This window comes from Candidatus Flexifilum breve (assembly GCF_016713355.1).
In genome coordinates, this window is sequence record NZ_JADJPI010000009.1 from 118,006 (window position 1) to 133,703 (window position 15,698).

At 60.0% G+C, this 15,698-nt stretch carries 17 protein-coding genes and 3 pseudogenes; 11 read left to right on the forward strand and 9 right to left on the reverse strand.

Annotated features, from left to right (window positions below):
• Positions 1-446 precede the first annotated feature (446 nt).
• From IPK17_RS09470 to IPK17_RS09485, 4 genes are read left to right on the forward strand one after another with little or no spacing between them, the layout of a single operon-like run.
• On the forward strand, positions 447-827 hold the full coding sequence (locus IPK17_RS09470) for a hypothetical protein (protein ID WP_343417445.1): 381 nt from the start codon (positions 447-449) through the stop codon (positions 825-827).
• Positions 812-1,651, forward strand: a complete 840-nt coding sequence (locus tag IPK17_RS09475; RefSeq protein ID WP_343417446.1) for an MFS transporter — start codon at positions 812-814, stop codon at positions 1,649-1,651. Before IPK17_RS09470 ends, IPK17_RS09475 begins: the two co-directional genes overlap by 16 nt.
• A 21-nt stretch (positions 1,652-1,672) precedes the next feature.
• Positions 1,673-2,476 carry a hypothetical protein gene (locus tag IPK17_RS09480; RefSeq protein WP_343417447.1) on the forward strand — a complete coding sequence of 268 codons (804 nt, stop codon included), beginning with the start codon at positions 1,673-1,675 and terminating at the stop codon, positions 2,474-2,476.
• On the forward strand, positions 2,395-3,675 hold the full coding sequence (locus tag IPK17_RS09485) for a tetratricopeptide repeat protein (RefSeq protein ID WP_343417448.1): 1,281 nt from the start codon (positions 2,395-2,397) through the stop codon (positions 3,673-3,675). Before IPK17_RS09480 ends, IPK17_RS09485 begins: the two co-directional genes overlap by 82 nt.
• Positions 3,676-3,748: 73 nt before the next feature.
• On the opposite strand, the gene IPK17_RS09490 is transcribed toward IPK17_RS09485, so the two are convergent.
• Entirely contained in the window at positions 3,749-4,006 is a 258-nt protein-coding gene (locus tag IPK17_RS09490) for a hypothetical protein (RefSeq protein ID WP_343417449.1), read from the reverse strand.
• Between the two features lie 49 nt (positions 4,007-4,055).
• On the reverse strand, positions 4,056-4,397 hold the full coding sequence (locus tag IPK17_RS09495) for a TMEM175 family protein (RefSeq protein WP_343417450.1): 342 nt from the start codon (positions 4,395-4,397) through the stop codon (positions 4,056-4,058).
• A gap of 116 nt (positions 4,398-4,513) precedes the next feature.
• Here IPK17_RS09495 and IPK17_RS09500 point away from each other — a divergent pair.
• Both IPK17_RS09500 and IPK17_RS09505 read left to right on the forward strand, forming a co-directional pair.
• Positions 4,514-5,497: pseudogene (locus tag IPK17_RS09500) on the forward strand (NAD-dependent epimerase/dehydratase family protein).
• On the forward strand, positions 5,484-5,933 hold the full coding sequence (locus tag IPK17_RS09505) for a pentapeptide repeat-containing protein (protein WP_343417451.1): 450 nt from the start codon (positions 5,484-5,486) through the stop codon (positions 5,931-5,933). The pseudogene IPK17_RS09500 and the gene IPK17_RS09505 overlap by 14 nt, the downstream one beginning before the upstream one ends.
• Before the next feature lie 87 nt (positions 5,934-6,020).
• Here IPK17_RS09505 and IPK17_RS09510 read toward each other — a convergent pair whose 3' ends face one another.
• The 3 genes from IPK17_RS09510 to IPK17_RS09520 all read right to left on the reverse strand — a co-directional run bounded on the left by IPK17_RS09510 (position 6,021) and on the right by IPK17_RS09520 (position 8,788).
• Entirely contained in the window at positions 6,021-6,650 is a 630-nt protein-coding gene (locus tag IPK17_RS09510) for an SH3 domain-containing protein (RefSeq protein ID WP_343417452.1), read from the reverse strand.
• 60 nt (positions 6,651-6,710) lie between these two features.
• Positions 6,711-7,946, reverse strand: a complete 1,236-nt coding sequence (locus tag IPK17_RS09515) for a hypothetical protein (protein WP_343417453.1) — start codon at positions 7,944-7,946, stop codon at positions 6,711-6,713.
• Positions 7,947-8,155: 209 nt separating this feature from the next.
• Positions 8,156-8,788 (reverse strand): SH3 domain-containing protein, encoded by a 633-nt coding sequence (locus tag IPK17_RS09520; RefSeq protein ID WP_343417454.1) that lies wholly within the window; start codon positions 8,786-8,788, stop codon positions 8,156-8,158.
• Between the two features lie 406 nt (positions 8,789-9,194).
• On the opposite strand from IPK17_RS09520, the gene IPK17_RS09525 reads away from it, so the two are divergent.
• Genes IPK17_RS09525 through IPK17_RS09535 form a run of 3 tightly spaced genes read left to right on the forward strand, consistent with a single transcriptional unit; the run spans position 9,195 to position 10,463 of the window.
• Positions 9,195-9,626: a threonine/serine exporter family protein gene (locus IPK17_RS09525; protein ID WP_343417455.1), complete on the forward strand. Its 432-nt coding sequence runs from the start codon at positions 9,195-9,197 to the stop codon at positions 9,624-9,626.
• Positions 9,562-9,999 carry a threonine/serine exporter family protein gene (locus IPK17_RS09530; RefSeq protein ID WP_343417456.1) on the forward strand — a complete coding sequence of 146 codons (438 nt, stop codon included), beginning with the start codon at positions 9,562-9,564 and terminating at the stop codon, positions 9,997-9,999. Before IPK17_RS09525 ends, IPK17_RS09530 begins: the two co-directional genes overlap by 65 nt.
• The gene (locus IPK17_RS09535; protein ID WP_343417457.1) at positions 9,996-10,463 is read left to right on the forward strand and encodes a threonine/serine exporter family protein; all 468 of its coding nucleotides are present in this window, start codon (positions 9,996-9,998) and stop codon (positions 10,461-10,463) included. Before IPK17_RS09530 ends, IPK17_RS09535 begins: the two co-directional genes overlap by 4 nt.
• A gap of 87 nt (positions 10,464-10,550) precedes the next feature.
• On the opposite strand, the gene IPK17_RS09540 is transcribed toward IPK17_RS09535, so the two are convergent.
• Positions 10,551-11,003 (reverse strand): LytR C-terminal domain-containing protein, encoded by a 453-nt coding sequence (locus IPK17_RS09540; RefSeq protein ID WP_502748605.1) that lies wholly within the window; start codon positions 11,001-11,003, stop codon positions 10,551-10,553.
• Between the two features lie 51 nt (positions 11,004-11,054).
• A pseudogene (locus tag IPK17_RS09545) lies at positions 11,055-11,998 on the reverse strand (LCP family protein); the annotation flags it as partial.
• Positions 11,999-12,373: 375 nt separating this feature from the next.
• On the opposite strand from IPK17_RS09545, the gene msrA reads away from it, so the two are divergent.
• The gene (gene msrA / locus IPK17_RS09550; RefSeq protein ID WP_343417460.1) at positions 12,374-12,910 is read left to right on the forward strand and encodes a peptide-methionine (S)-S-oxide reductase MsrA; all 537 of its coding nucleotides are present in this window, start codon (positions 12,374-12,376) and stop codon (positions 12,908-12,910) included.
• Between the two features lie 304 nt (positions 12,911-13,214).
• Here msrA and IPK17_RS09555 read toward each other — a convergent pair whose 3' ends face one another.
• On the reverse strand, positions 13,215-14,042 hold the full coding sequence (locus IPK17_RS09555; RefSeq protein WP_343417461.1) for a DUF1295 domain-containing protein: 828 nt from the start codon (positions 14,040-14,042) through the stop codon (positions 13,215-13,217).
• Positions 14,043-14,153: 111 nt separating this feature from the next.
• Positions 14,154-14,984 carry a DUF1295 domain-containing protein gene (locus IPK17_RS09560; RefSeq protein WP_343417462.1) on the reverse strand — a complete coding sequence of 277 codons (831 nt, stop codon included), beginning with the start codon at positions 14,982-14,984 and terminating at the stop codon, positions 14,154-14,156.
• A 437-nt stretch (positions 14,985-15,421) separates the two neighbouring features.
• Here IPK17_RS09560 and IPK17_RS09565 point away from each other — a divergent pair.
• A pseudogene (locus tag IPK17_RS09565) lies at positions 15,422-15,698 on the forward strand (amino acid dehydrogenase); the annotation flags it as partial.

The window sequence follows — 15,698 nt, forward strand, 5'->3', positions numbered from 1 at the left end:
ATTGCGTCCCTACGAGAAGCGGTGGCTGTGTAGGAACGCGATTTAGAGGGTGTCCAATCAGGTTATCACCTGTAGGGACGAGGCATGCCTCGTCCTAATTTCTAGAGAAGGATACAGAGGACAAGGCATGCCTTGTCCCTACAAAAACCTCTCTCATCAAGATAACTGTGCGCATTTTAACCACCCTTATGCCTCGTCCCAACTGGTTCATCCCTCACCCCGTCCCTCGACGGTTACGCGTGCCCTACCCGGACCAACCAGCCTGAACCAACTGGACATTGTGAGCGCTGACAGAACAAGGCAGAATGATATGCATTCGATTTCATGACAGGACCTCGCATGACGCACGCTGACAGTCGCAACCTATCCCCAGACCAACGCGAAAAAAGTCTATCGTAAAAACTTCGTCTTCTTTTTTGACCGATGGCATTCTTTTCACCCTGGCGATGAATATTCTCGGGCCGAGCACCCTGATTCCCGATTTCATCCGCCGCCTCACCAGCTCAGAAATCCTGATTGGCCTCTCGTCCAGCCTGTTTGATGTGGGTTGGACGCTGCCGCAGTTGTTCATCGCGCGCTACATCGTGCGCTTTGAGCGCAAAAAGTGGTGGTTTGCCGGGCCGAACATCCCGGTGCGTTTCGTCATGCTGATCTTCGCGGGCTTGATCGTCGTGTTCGGCGCGGCGCGACCGGAAGCGATTCTCATCGCCTTCCTGATCTGCTACGGCATCACGGCGATCGGTGATGGCATCGTCGGCGTGCCGTGGGCGGATCTCTCCGGGTCGAGCCTGACAACCGCTGGCGCGCGCGCATGTTCGGCATCATGACCGCCAGCTCCGGCCTGATCATGCTCGGCATCTCCCCGCTGATCGGCGTGGTGCTGGGCAGCGGCGGCCCGGGCTTCCCCAACAACTACGCAATTCTGTTCGCCGCGGCGGGTGTGCTGTTCGCCCTCTCGATCATCCCGACGACGCTCATTCACGAACTGCCGAGCGGCAAAGCCCTCGAGAAGATCCCGTCCTTGGGCGAATTCCTGCCGAGCCTCGGGCGCGTGCTGCGCACCGATCAGCCGTTTCGCGCCATCATCATCACGCGCATGCTGACCAGCCTGTTCGCGATGGCCAGCCCGTTTTACATCGGCTTTGCGACCGTGCAGCTCGGCCTGTCGAGCGCCGTCGCCGTGCCGACGCTGCTGGCGCTGCAAACGGTCGGCAGCGTGAGCGGCGCACTGCTCTACACGTGGCTGGGCGCGAAGAATAACGTGTTGTTCATCCGGTTGGCGCTGGTCGGCGCGGCCTTCCTGCCTATCAGCGCGTTGATCGCGTCGGTCGTCGGGCCATTCCCGCTGTACATCGGCTTTTTGCTCTCCGGCATCACCCTGAGCAACCTGTTCATCAGCTATCAGAACTGGGTGATCAACTATGCGTCGCCGGAACAGCGCCCGATCTACGCCGGGCTGTTCAACACCATTTCCGCGATTGTGTCGCTGGCCGCGCCGTTCATCGCTGGGACGATTGCGCAGAACCTCGGCTATGAGGTGCTGTTCTTCGTCGCGCTGGTGATGGTGTTGTGCGCGCTGTTCGTCACCTTGCGTTATCTGCGTGACCCACATGCTGTACAATTAGCAGCGGGGCTTGCCTCCGCCGATTGACCGAGTTGCCAAGGGGTACGCATGATCGACGGTCTGGATATTGCCGCATCCGTTCGTGAAGGTCAACAGTACCGCCGCGCCGCCCGCCGCTGGCAGGTGATCGGCGTGGCGCTCGTCGTGCTGGTGGTGTTGGGCGCGCAGGGACTGGCGACCCTCACGCTGCGTCCGCTCGCTCAGTTGTACTTCCTTGATGGGCAGGACTGGCGCGAAATCCCGCTGCCCGAAGGCGAATCGCCGTATGAAGTCCTCGCGCTGAACGATGGCACGCTCTGGGTGGGCACACACTCCGACTGCGGCTTTCTGCAATATCAAGCGGGCAGTTGGTCGGACTGCACGGGCGGGGTCTCAGCTCCCTATTTCGACCGCCCGATCAGCATCACCAATGGCGATCAACTGTGGTCCGTACGCGACAACACCGTGATCCACTTCGACGGCACGCAGTGGATCACTTATGAGAATGCGCTCTCGGGCTACGGTTGGAATGACATCGAGGCCTCGCCGCTCGGCGTGTTCGTGATCAACCTATATGGGCACATAGCCACCTTTGACGGCACACGCTGGCAAACGCAGCAGCTTTCCACGCTCATTCCGATGTCCAATCTGGGCAGCACCTACGCCAGCAGCGCCGATCCGTCAAAACGCCGGACGGCATCATCTATCTGGCGTACAACGGCAATCTGTTCCGCTACGATGGACAAAGCTGGCAGCCCTTTGGCGGGCCGACGCGCCTTTCGATCAGCCGTATGTATGGCGCCACGGACACGGTGCTGTGGGTGTACGATCATACCCGTGGCGTGGGCACGCTCAACCTCGCTGGGCGTCTGACCTTCAGTCGCAAAACGTTCAATTCAGCCAGCATCTTTCCCGATCAACTGGTCATTCGCAACAACGCGCCGCTGCTGATCGACACACAGGGCATTTACGAGTTGGATAATGGGAACTGGCGCATCCTGACGACGCCGCCCCGGAGCAACTGGTATCAGGATCTGTTGAGCGTGGATCACGCGGGCAATCTATGGTGGATCGCCTACACGCAGAACCCGTACATGCCCTATTCCGAGGTGCGCCGTGACGTCGGCGTCTTTATGCGGTATGGCTGGTGGATCATCGCGCTCGGCGGGTTGGCACTGCTGACGCTCGTGCATCCGGGGAAAGCGGCGCGCGCGCGCCGGACGCAGCGCCGTCTGTGGGCGGCGCTGTACGACGTACCCGATCTGGTCACGCTGCAAGTGGGCGGTGGGCTGTACCGCCTGTGGCTGCCGCTGATCACACTCCTCGTGCCGATGGCGATGGTCATCGCGGCCTGGGGCGAGTTTCGGCGCGAGCGCTGGTATGCAGTGTTAGCGGGGGGCCTCCTGCTGATCTGGCTAGCCCTGCCGTTTGGCCTGCGCCGGCGCGGCTACATTCCGGCGCGGCGCAGTCTGGCCGTTGAGGATTATCCGCTGCTGCTGGCGCAGCACCTGCTCGTCACGCTCGGCCTCGGCCTGCTGCTCTACTTTCCGATTGAGCAGTTCTGGGCGACCCTCGGCTTCAGTCCGAGCATCGGCGTGCTGCTGTATGTGCCGTTCGTGTTGTATCTGGCCTGGCAGCTCCTCCGCGTGTGGTTCGTCGCGCACATTCACAGCGCCAACAACCTGATCAACAGGCAGCAGGAGGAAGCCGCGCTCAAGCAGTTGGCGTGGATGGAACGCTGGCTGCCGCTGCAAGCGTGGGTTCAGCTTTTGCGGGCGCAGTTGGCCGCTCAGCAAGGTGATGTGCCCACCGCGGCGGATCTCTTCCGGCGCAGCCTGTACGAATTCCAGACACAGCCGCAGCACGCCGCCACGATCCTCATTCAGTTAGCGCACGTCCGCGAACAGCAGGAGCGCCCTGACCTCGCGCTCAAGCTGCGGGAAACGGCAGTGGCGATCTACCCGGAAGGCCAACCGGGCTATCTGGCGCTCGCGGACTTCTACGAGCGGCAGCAGATCGAACCGGAGCGCGTGCAGAGTCTGCGCGCGGCAGCAGGAGTGGTAGGGACTTAAAGTAGGGGCGCACCTGCGTGTGCGCCCGAAATCGGGCAGACAGCCCCTACACGAAAATTCCCATGAACCTGCTTTAGGCAGTCGTGTCGCTGGTTGTCATCAACTGCTGAACTTGGCGGTTGGGGATGGCGAAGAACACGGCCAGCCCAATTGAAATCGCCAGGCTGACCGGAGGGCTGATGATATCGATCAGCACGGCGGCGAGGTACAGCACCAGACCGATGTTGTACGACCGGGCAATGTGCCGCGTGATCGCTGGGTCGACAGCGTGACTGAACAGGCGGTTGTTGTGCGCAGCGTAGCGCCACAGCAGTTGAAACATGATCGCCACGAGGAAAAACCACCCGTTATAGATGAAGACGGCCGCCTGCTGCTGCGGGTCAAGCAGGTACGCCGCGACAATCGATGGGGAACGGCACCACAGTCACGCCGAACAGCAGCAGCCCATTCAGCAGCATGAGGTTGTTATCCGAGCGGCGAATGATCGTGAACAAGCGGTGATGATTAATCCACATGACGAGCACGAAGAAGAAGCTCGCCGCAAACGCCAGATAAATCGTCCAGGACTTCGCCAGTTCGGCGAGCAAGCCGTTAGCCGTCACCGCCGCGGGGTCGGGCAGCTTGACGTTAAATATCAGCAACGTGACGACAATGGCGAACACGCCGTCGCTAAAGGCTTCGATGCGCTGCGTTTCTTTCTCGGTTTCAGGGGCTTTGGTCATGGCGTCCTCGGGCAGGCTACTCAAAACGACGATTGGACTACAATTGATATACGTCTATTGTGGATGCGCAGTACTTTGGTTAACATGTGTCTGGTAAGACGACGAACAGGATAACCATGACTCATGCATTGATCACCGGTGGGGCGGGCTTCATTGGCAGTCACTTAGCCGAGCGACTGCTTGAACACGGCTACCAAGTTACCATTATTGATAACCTCACCACAGGGCGCATTAAGAATCTCGCGGCGATTGAGCATCATCCAAAGTTCCGCACTGCTATTGAAGACATCCGCAACATCCATGTCATGGATCGACTGGTCAGCGAATGTGATGTGATCTTCCACCTGGCCGCGGCAGTGGGGGTGCAGCGCATCATCAGTGAACCCATCGAAACCATCGAAACGAATATCGGCGGCAGCGAAGTGGTGCTCAAGACGGCCCGCCGCTACCGCAAGAAAGTGCTCATCGCCTCGACCTCAGAAGTGTATGGTAAAGGCGTGCGTTTCCCGTTCCACGAAGACGACGACAGCGTGCTCGGCGCGACGACTCGCTCCCCGCTGGAGCTACGCCGCCAGCAAAGCGATTGACGAATTTCTCGCGCTCGCCTACCAAAAGAGACGGGGCTGCCCGTCGTGATCTTCCGTCTGTTCAATACGGTTGGCCCGCGTCAGCACGGTCAGTATGGGATGGTGCTGCCGCGCTTCGTCAAATGGGCGATCAACAACGAGCCGATCATGGTCTACGGCGACGGCCAACAGCAGCGCTGCTTCGCGAATGTGAACGACGTGGTGCATGCGATTCACCTGTTGAGCGAAAAGCCCGAAGCGATCGGGCAGGTGTTCAACATCGGCAGCAGCGAAGAAGTGACGATCTACGAACTGGCCGACCGGGTGCGCGCGCGCGCGGGCAGCACCTCGGAAATCAAGGTCATTCCCTACGAGCAAGCCTACGAAGCCGGGTTCGAAGACTTCCGGCGGCGCGTGCCGGCGTTGGATAAAATCTGCGGACTGGTAGAATGGAAGCCGACGACCTCCTTAGACGACACAATCGACCAGATTATCGCCTATCACCGTGAGGAAAAAGCACATGGCGGAAATTAATCGTAAAGAACTCATTCTGGCGCTCGTCGGCGCGGGGACTACGCCCCGGCTGGCGGGTATTGACCTATCAGCGCTCGACATGACGCGTCTGGATATGACCGGGGCTTCGGCGCGCGCGGCGAAGTTCGTCGCGGCGACCCTGCGCGAAGCGATTCTCATCAACGCCAACCTGAGCTTTAGCGATATGACCACGGTGCAAGGGGTCGGGCTGGACTTGAACGGGGCGAACCTGACGGGCGTCAACTTCAGCAGCGCGACGCTCACCAGCGCGCGCCTGACGAATGCCAACCTCACCAACGCGATTCTGAATGGCGCCAACCTCACGGGGGCGAACATGAAAGGCGCGATTGTCACCGGCCTTAAGTTCAACGAATCGACTACCTGGCCGGATGGCAAAAAGGGCAGCCAGGGCAACCCGGTCAGCTATACGACGTAAAGCAGTTCACAGTGGTCAGTTGACAGTTCACAGTGAAAACCAAGTTTCTAACTGTAAACTGTCAACTGACCACTGTTTTTTCTACCCCTAATTGAAATTGCAGGGCGACACTTCGCGGACAGCCTCGCCGAAAATCCACGCCTGCGTATCATCGAGCATCACTACGCCATACCACAAACCATCGCTGCTCAACCCGTTCGCGCCGATCTGCGTGCGCACGGTCAGCAGACCGACGACTTCGGCATCGACGTTGGGTTCGCGGCGGATATTCACGCGCGAATTGGTGCTGACGAAGCACGCAATTTCGCCCGCAGCGCTTTGCGCCTGCCCGACGGGTTCAGCTTCCACGGGCGCGGGCGTCGCTTCGATCTCGGTTTCCGGTTCAATCGCGCCTTCAATATCGAGGATGACCTGCCCCGCGCGCGCCGGGTCGTTGGGGATGACGGTGATTTCGTAGCTGCGATTGCTGTTATCGAGCGTGAGCCGCGACGCGATGACATTGGTCAACCGGGCGGTGACGTTGCCGCGCGGGTCGCGCACTTCCACCAGATACGGGAAGTCGGCGGGGTCGGCGCTCGCGCTGAGCGTGGTCGGCTCATCGGGAGTCGTTTGTAACAGGAAGACTTGGGGCCCGGCATCGGCGGCAAAGTCAATCGGCGTCAAGCCGGAGCCGATACCGACCGGTTCGCCATCCTGCGCCCAGACGCCAGTTGCCAACAAAAATAGTCCAATGACAATGAGTGTAAGACGGCTGCTGCGTTCATCCAACCACCTCGATTATGGGTTGACTTGCTCGGCTGTCCCGGTCAAAGTCCATGTCACTAATGTGCCCTCTCCACGGAAAGCGGCGATCAAGATACTGCCACTCTTCGAATCGAACACCACTTGACGTGAGATAATCGTATCACCACATGCGAAAGTCTGCCCACCGGTCGCAAACCGAATATTTTCGACGCCCGTTCCGGTGCAGGTTGCGGTGATCGTTAACGTGAGTTCTCCGCCCGGTTGTTTGGCATCCCGATTCACGTTGAGCACAGTATACACCACTCGATCTTCCTGATCGCCTTCAGAGTACGACACCATATCACTGATCGTGGTGACCGTGCCGGTCGTCACGTCCAGTTCGTAGTCGTTGTCGGCGGGCGCGTAGGCCAGCGGCGTGCTTGTCGGTGGACGCGGCGTTGAGGTCGCGCGGGGTGTGCGTGTACTCGTCGCCGTGGGTGGCACGGGCGTTTCTGTCGGCGGCGGTGGCGTCGCGGTATTGCGCGGAGTGCGCGTGTTGGTCGCTGTGGGGGGCTCCGGAGTCTCGGTCGGTGGTTGAGGTGTGGCCGTCGCGCGCGGGGTGCGCGTGTTGGTCGCCGTGGGCGGCACGGGCGTTTCCGTCGGCGGCTGCGTATTCGTCTCCGTCGGCGCGGGCGTCGACGTGGGGCGGCGCGTATTCGACGGGGTGAAGGTCGGCGTGTGCGTCTCCGTCGGCGTCAGCGTGTTAGTCGGTGTCCGTGAGGGCGTCAGCGAGGGCGTGAATGTCTCGGTCGGCGTGAACGTGGGCGTGAACGTGGGCGTATTCGTCGGCGTGAAGGTGAGGGTCGGCGTGGCCGTTGCGGGCGGCAGCACCCGTGCCTCCTCGATGCTCGGTGCGCTCTCCTCGTAATCGGAGCCAACGCGCACCAGCACGACGCCCGGTTCGACGTGCGGTTCGATGCGCAGCGTGAACACGGCATCACCGCTGCCGAGTTCCAGCGTCACAATGAAGACGCCTTCGGCGAATTCGGCCAGCACCGTCCCGTTAGAATCGAGAATTTGCGCGGTGAAGGGGATATCAACGCCCATGAGCGTCACAACCGTCGGTTGATCCGGGTATTGGCGGACGCGGTAGTTAGTCGGCGCGTCCTGCGCAAAATCGATTAAGGCAGTGGTATCCGCTGGAATCATGATCCCCTCGTCACTCTGGGCGAGGAGCAACCATGTCGACAACAACGATACGATCACAATTCCCAAACGCACAAACCGCATATCTTCTTCCTCGTCAGCCGCAATGCATATTCTACTATTGTCCACGATACGAAGAAGTAAGCTGTGGTTCTTGGTACGAATTCGGTTAGCCCTCGGCTCCCGGGCTGACGCGCAGCACATAGTTGATGTAGCTCTGCGGGCTGTTGGGCGCATAGGTGATGCTGAAGGGCTGCTGGGGGTTGTCGAGCGTGAACGGCAGTGTCAGCGCATCACCGCAGGTGAGGGTCGGCGTTCGTAGGCCCAGCCCCAGCGCACGGCGTCAGGCTGCGCGCCGTCGCAGTCCAGCGTGAGGGTGACCTGCGCAGGTTGTTGGGCGGTTGGGTGTACAGGTTGATGATGACCACCCACAGGATGTCGAGCGCGTCGCCTTCCGGCGTGGAAATGGTGTTGCGGAATGAGCCGTCGCCGTCGCGATCTACTTGCAGCGCGAACACCTCGGCGTCCGGCGCGGCCACCGGGATCAGCGGATTGCGCACGCGGGGCAGGGCCGCGCATACGCCAGAAAAGCGTAGATTTTCCGCGCGCAGCCAACCGCGGCGTTCGCCGTAATTGACCGTCACCCAGCCATCATCCGTCAGGCCAAGCGCGGTCAACTCGGCGACCAGCGTGCCGAGTTCCGCGAATTCCGCGCCAGGGTAGGAGCGCACGAGCAGGTCGCCGGGAACGGCGCTGGCGACGAGGCACTGCGGCGCCAGTTTGGGCGCATCGACCAGCGGGGCGAGGGTGGGCGCGGACGTGGGCGTGGCGAGCGCGGTTGCCGACACCTGATTGATAGGACACACGGCGGGCTGCATCAGCAGCAGCACGACTAACCCGGCGACCACCGGCAGCAATCCGATCACTAAGGCCTTCGTCCACCCAATCACCGCACACCCCCGAAAGAAATTTATTCGTTACTGTGAACGATAACCGGACTCCCGGCAATCTCATGGACGGGCGGCGTACTCTCACCTGACCGCTGGACTACGCTCAAACGACGACCTCAGGCACGCGTCCGCGGCTTCCAAATCGACTTCACACTATCCTACCGAGCTACCGGCATGCCTCGTCCCTGCGAAAACCAATTTGGGTTGGCAGGTGTGGTTGTCTTCCCTCTCCGAATTCGCGCTGGGGTCGGAATCACGCCGATTCACTGACAAATGTACCGGATTCGCAGTAAACGATTTCTCATTCTTCGGCTAAACCCCTATTCAGATCCAGACCTCTCACGGTACACTGGGGACGTGTTTTATGTGGGGATAGGAACGAATGGACCAAGAGGCTGTAATCGAAAAGCCGCCCTTAGATCACGAGACGCTCCGGGATGTGATTGACCTCTCGTTGTGGGCGGGGCAGATGCTCTTACAGCACGGCGCGGACACGGCCCGCGTCGAAAGCGTAGTACACCTGATCGGCACGTCGCTCGGGGCGGCGTGGCTAGACATTCTCGTTTCCCCAAATGCCCTGATCGTGACGACGATCAGCGGGGAAGAATTCCGCACCAAGGTGCGGCGCGTGGTGACGCTGGGCGTCAACCTGAGTATCGTTTGTGCGATAAATGACCTTGCCTATCGCATTAGTTGGGGGCAGGTCGACCGCGTGGTGCGCTCGCGCAGAGCTGCTGCGCATCAGCGCCATGCGCTCGAACTACAATCGGTGGGTGGTCGTCGGCATGGTGGGGTTGGCCTGTGCCGCCCTTAGCCGTCTGTTTGGCTCAGACTTGCCCGTATTTGCGGTGACATTTCTCTCGTCGGCGGCCGCGATGTACGTCCGCCAGGAAATGAGCCGCCAGCATTTCAACTCCTTTATGATCGTCGTCGCAACAGCTTTTGTCGCCGGTCTGGGTGCCAGTACCGCGACCCTGTTCCGCCTGAGCCCGAGCCCACAGATTGCGCTGGCCGCCTCGGTGCTGCTGCTCGTCCCCGGCGTCCACCTGATCAACTCACTGCGCGATATGATCAACGGGCACATGGTCACCGGGTTGGTACGTGGATTTACTGGCGCAGTGATCTCGATGTGTATCGCGCTCGGGCTGCTGCTGGCCATGCAGTTGATGGGAGTCAGCGGACTATGAACCTGTGGATAATCCTGCAAGACTTTTTCTGGTCGGGTGTATGCGCGGTCGGTTTCGCTGTGCTCTTCAATGTGCCGCGCAAAACTCTCATTGCGTGCTTTGTCTGCGGCGCGTGCGGACATGCGCTGCGAACCTTACTCATGCAGCTTGGCGTCAGCATTGCCCCGGCAACGCTGGCGGGCGCTGGCCTAGTCGGCTTGCTGAGTGATCTCTTCGCGCGGCGGTTGGAAACGCCGTCGCTGGTCTTCGGCATTTGCGGCGCTGTCGCGATGGTACCGGGTTCGTTCGCTTACCGCGCCATGCTCGGCGTGATTCGCCTGGCGACGACCGCGCCCGCGAGCACCGAACCGATTCTTTTGGAGACGGCCATCAATTTCGTCAACACGGGGTTGATCCTCGCGGCGCTTGCGCTCGGCATCACCATGCCGATGCTGTTGTTCCGCCGCCCTAAACCGGTGGTATAAAGCGCCTAGGCAGCAGCCAATAAAAACGGGGCGGTTCCACAGAGTGGAACCGCCCCGTTTTGCTGTAATTCGCAATCTGAATCGGTGTTATTGGCCGCTCAGCAGCGGTTGAATATCTGAGCCGACCACGACCATCACATCCGCTGAAGTCAGGCCATCGGACGCCACCTGAATGCGATCTTCGGGCAGGCCGAGGAGCTGTGCCAGATAGCGCGCGGTGTACGGGTTGCCCGTGTAGTCGCGGATGACGGTCACGGCGCTGTCATCCGGTTCCGGCATGTTGCCGACCGCGCTGATCGTCACACTGCGGCTGGTCAGCCAGTCGCGCGTTTGCGTGGCGAGCCCCTGCGTCGTCGTATTGTTGTACACGACGATATTGGCCGTTTCGGCGTTCGCGCGGTCGCGCAAATCTGACGTATTGAGCGTTTGGTTTTCGCCGAAGACTTCTTGCAGCAGTCCGCGGAACGCGGAGTAGTTGAGGATCACCACCTGATCGCCGTTCGGGTTAGTCTGCGGCGTGGTGTAGAACTGGTTGATCACGGCAGATCGGATATTTTCCCGCGGGATCTCCTGCGCCAGCGCCGCCAGCGCGAACAATTCTTCCTGCGTCAGGTTGGTGACGTAGCTGTCGGAGAGTTCCGTCCACAGTTCCGGCACATGTACAATCAGGTTGGCGACGCCGCCCGCGCTCATCACGGTGTCGCGCAGCGCCTTGATCACTTCCTGCTGGCGCGCGGCGCGGTCAAAGTCGGATCCTGCGTGTGGCGGGTGCGCGCATACTGGAGCAAATGCGTCGCGTCGAGTGTCTGGCAGCCCGCCGGAAAGCTCACATGAATGAAGCCGTAACCCGCATCGGGATAGGTCGGGTCGTCAATCGCCTGGGTCGGGCACACTTCGACGCCGCTCGGCGCGACGAGATCGACCACGGTCGTGAACACATCAAAATTGACGCGGATGTACTTGTCCACGTCGATGCCGAGATTTTCGGTGACGGTGCGCGCCGCCAGCGCTGGACCACCGCCGGGGTAGCCGTCACGGTCGCCGATGTCATTGGCGGTGTTGATGCGGCTCGGCTGGTAGCCGGGGATCTGTACCCACAGGTCGCGTGGGATCGACAACATGCCGACCGTTTTGCGCACCGGATCGACGCTGATGATCATCATTGTATCGGTGCGGAACGTCCCGGTTTCGCCGCGCCGCTGGTCGATACCCATGAGCAAAATGTTGAAGCGCCGCGGATCGTTCCATTCGTAGGCGGCCAGCACATCGACGGTGGCCGTGGGCGGGCTGGTTGTGGGCGCCAGAGTCGCGCCGGGGCGCGGGGTGACGGTTGGCAGCGAGTAGGGCGTTGCCGTGGGCAGCAGCGGGGTCGGCTGCGCGCGCAGGAAATCGGTGAATGACACCAGTTCGATGCCGCTCTCGCCAAGGTCGATGGCGGCTTGCCGCGCCGCTAAATAGGAAACGCCGGAGCAGAGCGCCGTGCCAATGACGAACACGATCACGCCGACGATGAATAACCAACTGGGAATACGCATAGCGAACACCTATGACAACTGCTTGTGCGTCGCCATTATAGCCGACGATCAGCGCGGCTTGAATGACGCTTTCCCTACGGGCAGAAACTGCAAGCGCTGTAACGTGAAAAGGCTTGAACCACAGAGAACCCAGAGAACACAGAAGAGCAGAGCAAAAAGAGCGTGAACCGCAGAGAGCGCGAAGAGCGCAGAGGAGATGGGCAAGCATATTAGGTTGGACGGGCGCATCGCGATGCGCCCATCACCATCCGCAAAGATGATCGCACGCTTAGAAAATCGCACTTTCTCCGGGTTCTCGGCGCTCTAGGTGGTTAGGTTTCTGCATCTGATTCCGTCTATACTCTGTAACCCCTTAGACAACCAAGAGGTGAAAACATGGCCAAGGAAATCGCGACGCTGGGCGGCGGGGTGTTTTGGTGCACGGAAGCGGTCTACGACGACTTGAACGGCGTGACCGATGTGGTCTCCGGCTATTCGGGCGGTTGGGTCAAGAACCCATCGTATGAGCAGGTGTGCGATAAGACGACCGGGCATGCCGAAGTCGTGCAGGTGACCTTCGATAACAGCGTGATCAGCTTCAAGGACATCCTCAAGGTGTTCTTCACGGTACATGACCCGACGACCCTGAATCGTCAGGGCAATGACGTCGGCCCGCAGTACCGTTCGGCGATCTTCTACCATTCGCCGGAGCAGCAGGCGACCGCCGCGCAGGTGATCGCGGAGGTCAACGCAGAGCGGCTGTGGCCGAGTCCGATTGTGACCGAAGTCACCGAATTCAAGGAATTCTTCCCCGCCGAGGCGTATCATCAGGAGTTTTTCGCGCGCAACCCGTATCAGGGCTACTGCCGCGTGGTGGTCGCGCCGAAGGTGGCGAAGTTCCGCAAGCAGTTCATGGCGCAGTTGAAGAAGTAAGACAGCCTGCCCCTCTCCCACGCAAGCGGGAGAGGGGCTCAGGTGAGTGATGTTGGCTCCCCTCCCTGAATTCGGTTGACGGCAGGACAGTTTTAATGTTTCGAGACCGTCTTCCCTTAAACGATACGTTGTAGGGACGGCCTTCTGGCCGTCCGCTGACCACGGACGCGCAGAAGCGCGTCCCTACAATGACTCAATTGTTAAAACTGTCCCTCCGTCAACTGAATTCGGGGAGGGGTAAGCAGCAGCGGACGCGCAGAAGTGCGTTCCTATCACCCTTCGGTTGCCTCTTTTTGAGGCGGTCTTACTCGATATAGACGCGGACGTTTTCCAGCGTGTAGACCGGGATGAACGGGAACAGCACGGGCACGCTCGTGATGTACTGCTGGTACTCCGGCAGGTGTCCGTAGCGCTGCGCCTGACCTTTTTCCAACCGCTTGGTCGAGCCCATCATGATCAAGGTGATGCACGCGAGACCGATCAGGCTGATGACCCACTGCAAAATACCGTTATAGATCGCTAAGCCGATCACCCAACTGCCCAACCAGACCATGATCTCGCCGAGGTAGTTGGGGCAGCGCACCAGCCGGTAGAGCCCCACGTTGCAAAACTTCCCCGGTGATTGGAGCTTGAACGCCGATTTCTGCTGATCCGCAACCGATTCAATGACCAGCCCGCCGTACAACACAATCACGCCGAGCCACGCGATCACCGCGCTCAGCCCGGTCGGCTGCGCCGGAGCGGTCAGCATGAACAACGCGGGCGAGTACATCGCCACGTACAGCACCGAGACGCTGACCCAGATGAAGCACTTCACCATGAGCGGCAGTGACTGCGCTCTGGCAACCTGATCGTTGACGCTGGTCGGCATCTGCGCGGTCGCTTCGCGGCGCACGAGATAGATGCCGAGGCGCAGGCTCCACAGGAGCAGCGCGACATTTTGCAGACCGGCGATCAGCGTGAGTTGATCGCGGTACACGAGCACCGTGACGATCACCATGCCGGTGATCGCGAAGGCGTAACCGACGCTGATGAACCACACGGTTTTGCGGAAACCAACACTGGCAATCACCAGTGAAAGCACAATGAGCGCGAGAATGAGAGGGGAGATCGGCGAGAAGAGCTGTTCCAAAACACAAAGTCCTTTATAGTGACGACGATGAAGGCTACCGTTTAGTATAGTGACAACGGCGGCTGGATTGCGTAAACGTAAGGTCGCCGCCGCTGTCACTCACCGCGCATCTTAGTCGATGGCGACGCGCACTTTTTCCAGCGAATAGACCGGGATGAACGGGAACAGCACCGGGACACGGCGGGTGTAAGCCTGGTATTCGGCTAAGTGACCGTAGCGGGCGTTCTGACCTTTTTCCAGGCGCTTGGTTGACCCCATCATGATCATGACGAGCAGCACTAAGCCGACCGTGCTCAGCGCCCACTGGATGATCCCCGAATAGATCGACGCGCCGACCACCCACAGACCGATCCACACCATGATTTCGCCGAGATAGTTGGGGCAGCGCACCAGACGATATAAGCCGACATTGCAGAACTGCCCCGGCGACTTCAGCTTGAAAGCGGATTTCTGCTCGTCGGCAACCCATTCCATCAGCAGACCGCCCACCTGAATGGCGATGCCGATCCACGCGACGACGAGGGCGAAACCGGTGGGCTGCGCGGGCGCAGTCAGCGTGAAGAGCGACGGCGAGAACATTGCCACGTAGAGCAGCGACGAGCTGATCCAAATGGCCGCCTTCACGAAGATCGGCAGCTTGTTGATGCGCGCGTTCTGTTCGGCAACCTGTGCCTGATACGCGGTCTGCCCTTCGCGGCGGATGACGAAGAAGCCGAGGCGCAAACTCCACACCAGCAGCACCGCATTTTGCAGCAGGGTGACCAGTGTGAGCTGTTCGCGGAAAATGAGGACGACGGCCCCGATCATCGCTGTGATCGAAAAGACATAACCGATGCTGATAAACCAGACGGTTTTGCGAAAGCCGATGCTCGAAATCGCCAGCGCGAGCAGGAACAGGACGACGATAACCGGGGAGATGGGGGCGAAAAGCTGCTCTAGCACATTAAATCCTTTGCCTGTCTAATAATTAGGCATTCTACCTATCTTTGTCTAGAAAGGTAGCAGTCCTATGCAAATTCTCATAAATCGTTGCGGCGGGGCAGAACGCGGTACAATCAAGCGAAATACAGGTTGCCGAGAGATGAACAGGTATGGAACTCACCGCGAATAAGTTCAACGAGCAGGCCGTCATTGCGTTGGAAGATATCACGCTGCAAACCGCGCTCGACCGCGGGACGGCAACGCCGACGGCCGCCGCCGCGCCGTGATGAGCGAACTGGAACACGCGCAACTGCTGCGCCAGCAGGGACGTGGGTCGGGCTGCGCGCGCCGCATGATTTACCTGAACTGCTGGAACAGCTCGAACAGAACGCGACGGCGAAAGGCGGGCATGTGCTGGGGCCGCCGATGGGCCGGAAGCGAATCAGCACATTCTGGAGATCCGCCAGCGGCACGACCTCAAGCGCGGTGTGAAGAGCAAGAGCATGGCAACCGAAGAGATCAACCTGCTGCCGTTCCTCACTGAACACAACATTGAGATGATCGAGACCGATCTCGGCGAATACATCGTGCAGATCGCGGAAGATCACCCGAGCCACATCATCATGCCCGTGATGCACAAGACCAAAGAGCAAATCCGCGACCTGTTCATGGACAAGCTCGATATGCCGCCCACTGACGAAGCCGCGGCGATGACGGCCTTCATCCGCCAGCATT